At 69.2% G+C, this 5,318-nt stretch carries 5 protein-coding genes; all 5 read right to left on the bottom strand.

Going from position 1 to position 5,318, the window contains the following annotated elements; translation table 11 throughout:
• A partial coding sequence (locus EIO58_RS11980; protein WP_164861663.1) for a serine/threonine-protein kinase occupies window positions 1-831 on the bottom strand: 831 nt, incomplete at its 3' end.
• Entirely contained in the window at window positions 828-2,285 is a 1,458-nt protein-coding gene (locus EIO58_RS11975; protein WP_127819740.1) for a peptidoglycan D,D-transpeptidase FtsI family protein, read from the bottom strand. The genes EIO58_RS11975 and EIO58_RS11980, both read right to left, overlap by 4 nt.
• A 69-nt stretch (window positions 2,286-2,354) precedes the next feature.
• Window positions 2,355-3,752: an FtsW/RodA/SpoVE family cell cycle protein gene (locus EIO58_RS11970; protein ID WP_127819739.1), complete on the bottom strand. Its 1,398-nt coding sequence runs from the start codon at window positions 3,750-3,752 to the stop codon at window positions 2,355-2,357.
• The gene (locus tag EIO58_RS11965) at window positions 3,749-4,987 is read right to left on the bottom strand and encodes a PP2C family protein-serine/threonine phosphatase (RefSeq protein ID WP_127819738.1); all 1,239 of its coding nucleotides are present in this window, start codon (window positions 4,985-4,987) and stop codon (window positions 3,749-3,751) included. The genes EIO58_RS11970 and EIO58_RS11965 overlap by 4 nt, the downstream gene beginning before the upstream one ends.
• Window positions 4,988-5,005: 18 nt before the next feature.
• A partial coding sequence (locus EIO58_RS11960) for an FHA domain-containing protein FhaB/FipA (protein ID WP_127819737.1) occupies window positions 5,006-5,318 on the bottom strand: 313 nt, incomplete at its 5' end.

Here is a 5,318-nt window from a genome sequence, read left to right as displayed (position 1 = left end):
AGCGGCGGCCACGTCGCCGCGACGGAGCGCGGTGGCGGCGCGTGCGACGGCGGCTGCGGTCGCCGGGCGCTCCTCGGGCTTCTTGGCGATCATCGCCATCACGAGGTTCTGCACCGGTGCGGCCACGGTGGCCGGCAGTGGCGGCGGCTGCTCGTTGATCTGGGCCATCGCGATCGCGACCTGCGACTCGCCCGTGAAGGGGCGCTTGCCGGCGAGGCTCTCGTAGGCGACGATTCCCAGCGAGTAGATGTCGGTCGCGGGGGATGCCGGATGCCCGGACGCCTGCTCGGGCGACAGGTACTGCACTGTGCCCATCACCTGACCGGTCGCGGTGAGAGGCACCTGGTCGGCGATGCGAGCAATGCCGAAGTCGGTGATCTTCACGCGCCCGTCGGGCGTGATGAGAAGGTTGCCGGGCTTGATGTCGCGGTGGACGAGGCCCGCGGCGTGCGCGGCCTGCAGTGCGGCGGAGGTCTGCGCGACGATGTCCAGCGTCTTGTCGGTCGACAGCGAGCCGTCGCGCTCGAGGATCGTCGACAGCGCCTCGCCGGGCACGAGCTCCATCACCAGGAACGCGCTGCCGTTCTCCTCGCCGTAGTCGAACACGCTCGCGATGCCCTCGTGGTTCACGAGAGCCGCGTGGCGCGCCTCGGCGCGGAAGCGTTCCAGGAACCCTGGATCGCCCATGTACTCGTCTTTGAGGATCTTGATGGCGACCGTTCGTCCGATGACGTGGTCGGTCGCTTCCCATACCTCACCCATGCCGCCGATCGCAATACGCGAATCGAGTTCGTAACGGCCGCCGAAGGTCACGCCTTGCGTCGGTCTCATCTGCCCAGCACCGCCTCCATGACCTTCTTCGCGATGGGAGCGGCGATCGTGTTGCCGCTTCCCGACTGTCCCTGCCCGCCGCCGTCCTCCACGACGACCGCCACGGCGACTTCGGGGTTCTCGGCCGGAGCGAACCCCGTGAACCAGAGCGTGTAAGGCTCGTCCCCGGTGTTCTCTGCGGTGCCGGTCTTACCGGCCACGTCGACCCCGTCCATTCTTGCACCCGACGCCGCGCCGTCACTGACATTGGCGACCATCATCGCCGCGAGCTCGTCGGCGAGGCTCTGCTCCAGAGCGCGACCGAACTCGACGTCGTCGAAGGTCTGCTGCACAGACAGGTCGGGCCCGATCACGCGGTCCACCATACGGGGACTCATCACGACGCCGCCGTTCGCGATGCCCGCCGAGACCATCGCCATCTGCAGCGGTGTCGCCGTGACCTGACCCTGGCCGAAGCCGCTGAGCGCGGTCTGCGCGTCGTCCATGATGGTCCGCGGGTAGCCTGACGGCGTCGAGACGAGAGGGATCTCGACCGACATGTTGAAGCCGTACTTCTCGGCCTCCTCGCGGATGGCGGTGTCGCCGAGTGCGACGGCGAGCTCGGCGAACGGGATGTTGCAGCTCAGGCGGAGCGCGTCGGCGAGAGTGACCGTGTCGCCGGGGCCGCAGGCGCCCCCACTGGCGTTGTGGACGATGCTGCTGGACTGCGGCAGCTGATACGTCGCGCGATTCGGCAGCGCCGACTGCGGCGTGTACTCGCCCGACGCGAGCGCCGCCGAGGCGACGACGAGCTTGAACGTCGAGCCCGGTGGGTTGAGGTCGCCGGCGATCGCACGGTTCGACAGCGGCTTGCCCGGGTCGGCCACGAGCGCGTCGTAGGCGGCGTTCACCTCGCCGATGGCATGTGCGGCGAGGACGTTGGTGTCGTAACTCGGGCTCGTGACCATCGCGAGGACGCGGCCGGTGGCGGGCTCGATCGCGATGACGCCGCCCTGCAGGTCGCCGAGCGCCTCGTAGGCGGCGCGCTGCACGGCCGCGTCGAGCGACAGCACGACGTTCGACCCGCGCGGCGGCTGACCCGTGAAGATCCGCTCGATGCGGGAGAAGAACTGCGACCCCGCCGTTCCGCTCAGCTGCTGGTTCATCGCCTGCTCGATGCCGGTCGGCACGCCGGACACGGGGAGGAATCCCGTCACAGGTGCCCACATGGCGGCATCCGTGTAGACCCGCTGCCAGCTGTAGACGTCCCCCGACGGCACCGACGAGGCGATGGCCGAGCCGCTGGCGATGATCGAGCCGCGCTGCACCTCGTACGCGTCGTACAGTGCGCGGCGGTTGGCGGGGTTGGCGGCGAGCTCGTCGGCCTCGACCACCTGGATCCAGCTGGTCGACCCGAACAGGGCGAGGAACATGATCAGCATCAGGATGCTGAGTCGGCGGAGTTCTTTCGTCATGTCGCACCTCCCCGCGCGAGGAGTCGTCGGCCGCTCACCGGTCCCTGAGCCTGTCGAAGGGTCGTCATGTCAGCCGATCACCACCCGGGGCCTGCTGCGGACGGCGTCCGAGATGCGCAGCAGGAGCGCCACGATGATCCAGTTCGCCACGAGCGACGAGCCGCCCGCCGCGAGGAACGGGGTGGTGAGGCCGGTCAGGGGGATGATGCGCGTCACGCCGCCGACCATGATGAACACCTGCAGCGCGATGGTGAACGAGAGCCCCGTCGCGAGCAGCTTGCCGAAGTCGTCCTGACCGGCGAGGCCGATGCGGATGCCGCGGCTGGTGAAGACCATGTAGAGCGCGAGGATCGCGAACACGCCGACGAGCCCGAGCTCCTCTCCGAGCGCCGGCAGGATGTAGTCGCTCTCGGCGACGGGGGTGAGGTACGGCCGGCCCTGTCCGAGTCCGGTGCCGATGAGGCCGCCGTGCGCCATGCCGAAGATGCCGTTGACGAGCTGGAAGCTCGAGTTGTCCATCAGCGCAGGGTTGAACGCATCGAGCCAGTTCGTGAACCGCGCCCCGACGTAGGGCAGGATGCGCGACGCGAGGAACGCGCCCGACATCGCCAGCACGACGCCGATGAGCACCCAGCTCGTCTTGCCGGTCGCGACGTAGAGCATCGCGACGAACATGCCGAAGATGAGCACGCCGGTGCCGAGATCGCGCTGCATGACGATGATGCCGAGCGAGATCAGCCAGATCACCAGCAGCGGGCCGAGCTCGCGCGCGCGCGGCCAGGTCATGCCCAGGAACCGGGTGCCGGTGGACGTGAGGCTCTCGCGCGTGCGCACGAGGTAGCCGGCGAAGAAGATCGCGAGGGCGATCTTCGCCAGCTCGCCGGGTTGGAATGTGAAGAAGCCCAGATCGACCCAGACATCGGCGTTCCCGCCGCCGCTCAGCCCCGGGATGATGGGCAGGATCAGCAGCACGATGCCGACGAAGCCGAAGATGTAGGTGTACCGGAACAGGACGCGGTAGTTGCGCAGGAACAGCACCACCGCGATCGCGGCGACGAGCGCGATGGCCGCCCATGCGAGCTGTCGCGTGGAGAACGCATCCCACCCGTGACGGTCCCAGTGCAGATCGAGTCGGTAGATCATCGCGAGGCCGACGCCGGTGAGCAGCGTCGCGATGGGCACGACGAAGGGATCGGCGGCGCGCGCCCTCAGTCGCAGCACGATGTGCAGGGCGACGACCAGCGCGGTGAGTCCGCCGCAGTACACCAGGAAGGTCCAGTCGATCGCGCCGAGCTCGCCGAGCTGCACGAGTGCGACCGCCGACCAGTTGATGAGGAACGCGAAGATCAGCAGGCCCAGCTCGCGATTGCGCTGCGTCTGCGGCACGCGGATGCGGCGCAGCGCGCGGAGGACGGCGGTGTCGGCGGCCACCGTGGCGGTCGCTGGGCTGCTGGTCGACGCGCTCATTGGCTCCCTCCCGCCAGTTCGCTGATGTCGGCGACGATACGGCGTGCGTCTGGGAGGGAGCTCGCCGAGATGGTGCCCTCGACGGTCGCGCGCGCGAAGTCCGACAGGTCGTCCAGCGGGATCTCGGTGTCTTCGTAGGGCGTCGACAGCGAGATCGGGCCGATGCTCTGCTGCACTCCCTGGTAGATCACCACCGTGTCGTCGTCGGCGCCGACGAAGTAGCGCGTCTGCGTCCACTGGTAGCCGAGCCACGCGGCGCCGGCGAGGAGCACGAGCACGAGCGCGACGCCCGTAATCCATCCGACGCGCCGGCGGCGGGCGCGGCGCCGGTCCTCCTCGATGAGCTCCTCGAGGAACCCGGGGGCGGGCTCGAAATGGGTCGGCTCGTTCGCCGCCTGGCGACTCGGGTGCAGCCAGCTCGAACGGCGCGGCGAGGCGGCGGGCACCTCGATGCCGACCGGGTTCGACGCGGAGCCGACGATCGTCGGCGTGCCCGAGAAGAGCGGGTGCTGCCCGCCGACGTCGACGATGACGACTGTGACGTTGTCGGGAGCGCCGCCGTCGAGGGCCTGCTTCAGCAGGTGGTCCGCGGTGCGTCCCGGCGCGAGGCCCAGGCCGAGCGCCTTGGCGATGTGCGGTTCGTCGACGACGCCCGACAGGCCGTCGGAGCACAGCAGCCAGCGGTCGCCGTGCTGCGTCGGCATGATGAACGTGTCGATCTCGGGATCGGGGTCCATGTCGCCGAGCACGCGCATGAGCACCGAGCGGCGCGGGTGGTAGCGCGCCTCCTCGGGGGTGATGCGGCCGGAGTCGACGAGCCGCTGCACGAAGGTGTGGTCGGTCGTGATCTGGGTGAGCGCGCCGTCGCGGAACAGGTAGATGCGCGAGTCGCCGATGTGGGCGATGACCGCGTAGTCGTCGACCATGATCATCGCGCTGACCGTGGTGCCCATGCCGGCGAGCTCCGGCCTCAGCTGCACGGTGTCGATGAGCTCCACCGCGGTGTCGGAGATCGCGTCGCCGAGCGCCTTCTCGGCCGCGATCGTCGATTCGTAGGGCTGATCGAGCTGCTCCAGGCGCGTGATGGCGAGACTCGACGCGACATCGCCGCCGGCGTGGCCGCCCATGCCGTCGGCGACGACGAACAGGTTCGATCCGGCGTAACCCGAGTCCTGGTTGTTGGAGCGCACCTTGCCGGTATGCGAGATGGCGGCGCTCGAGCCCTGGAAGACCATATGCGAGGGGTCCGCCCGCTACTTCCGCAGCTCGAAGGTCGTGGCGCCGACCTTGATCGGGGCGCCGATCTTGACGGGCACGGGCGCGGTCACGCGGACGCCGTCGTGCCACGTTCCGTTGGTCGAATCGAGGTCCTGGATCATCCACTGGTCGCCCCACAGCACGAGGCGCGCGTGGTGGCTCGAGGTGTAGTCGTCGCGGATCACGAGCCCGGATTCGCTCGAGCGTCCGATCGTGAGAGGTTCGTTGCCGAGTGGCAGCTCGAGCCCCGCCTTGGGTCCGCTGGTGATCACGATGCGCGAGGCGGCGTCGGTCGTGGCGGGTCCGCCC

It is taken from the genome of Microbacterium sp. CPCC 204701, from assembly GCF_004010105.1.
Taxonomy (GTDB): Bacteria; Actinomycetota; Actinomycetes; order Actinomycetales; family Microbacteriaceae; genus Microbacterium.
Note: the sequence above shows the minus strand (reverse complement) of the source record. Positions and strands in the feature narration are given on the sequence as shown.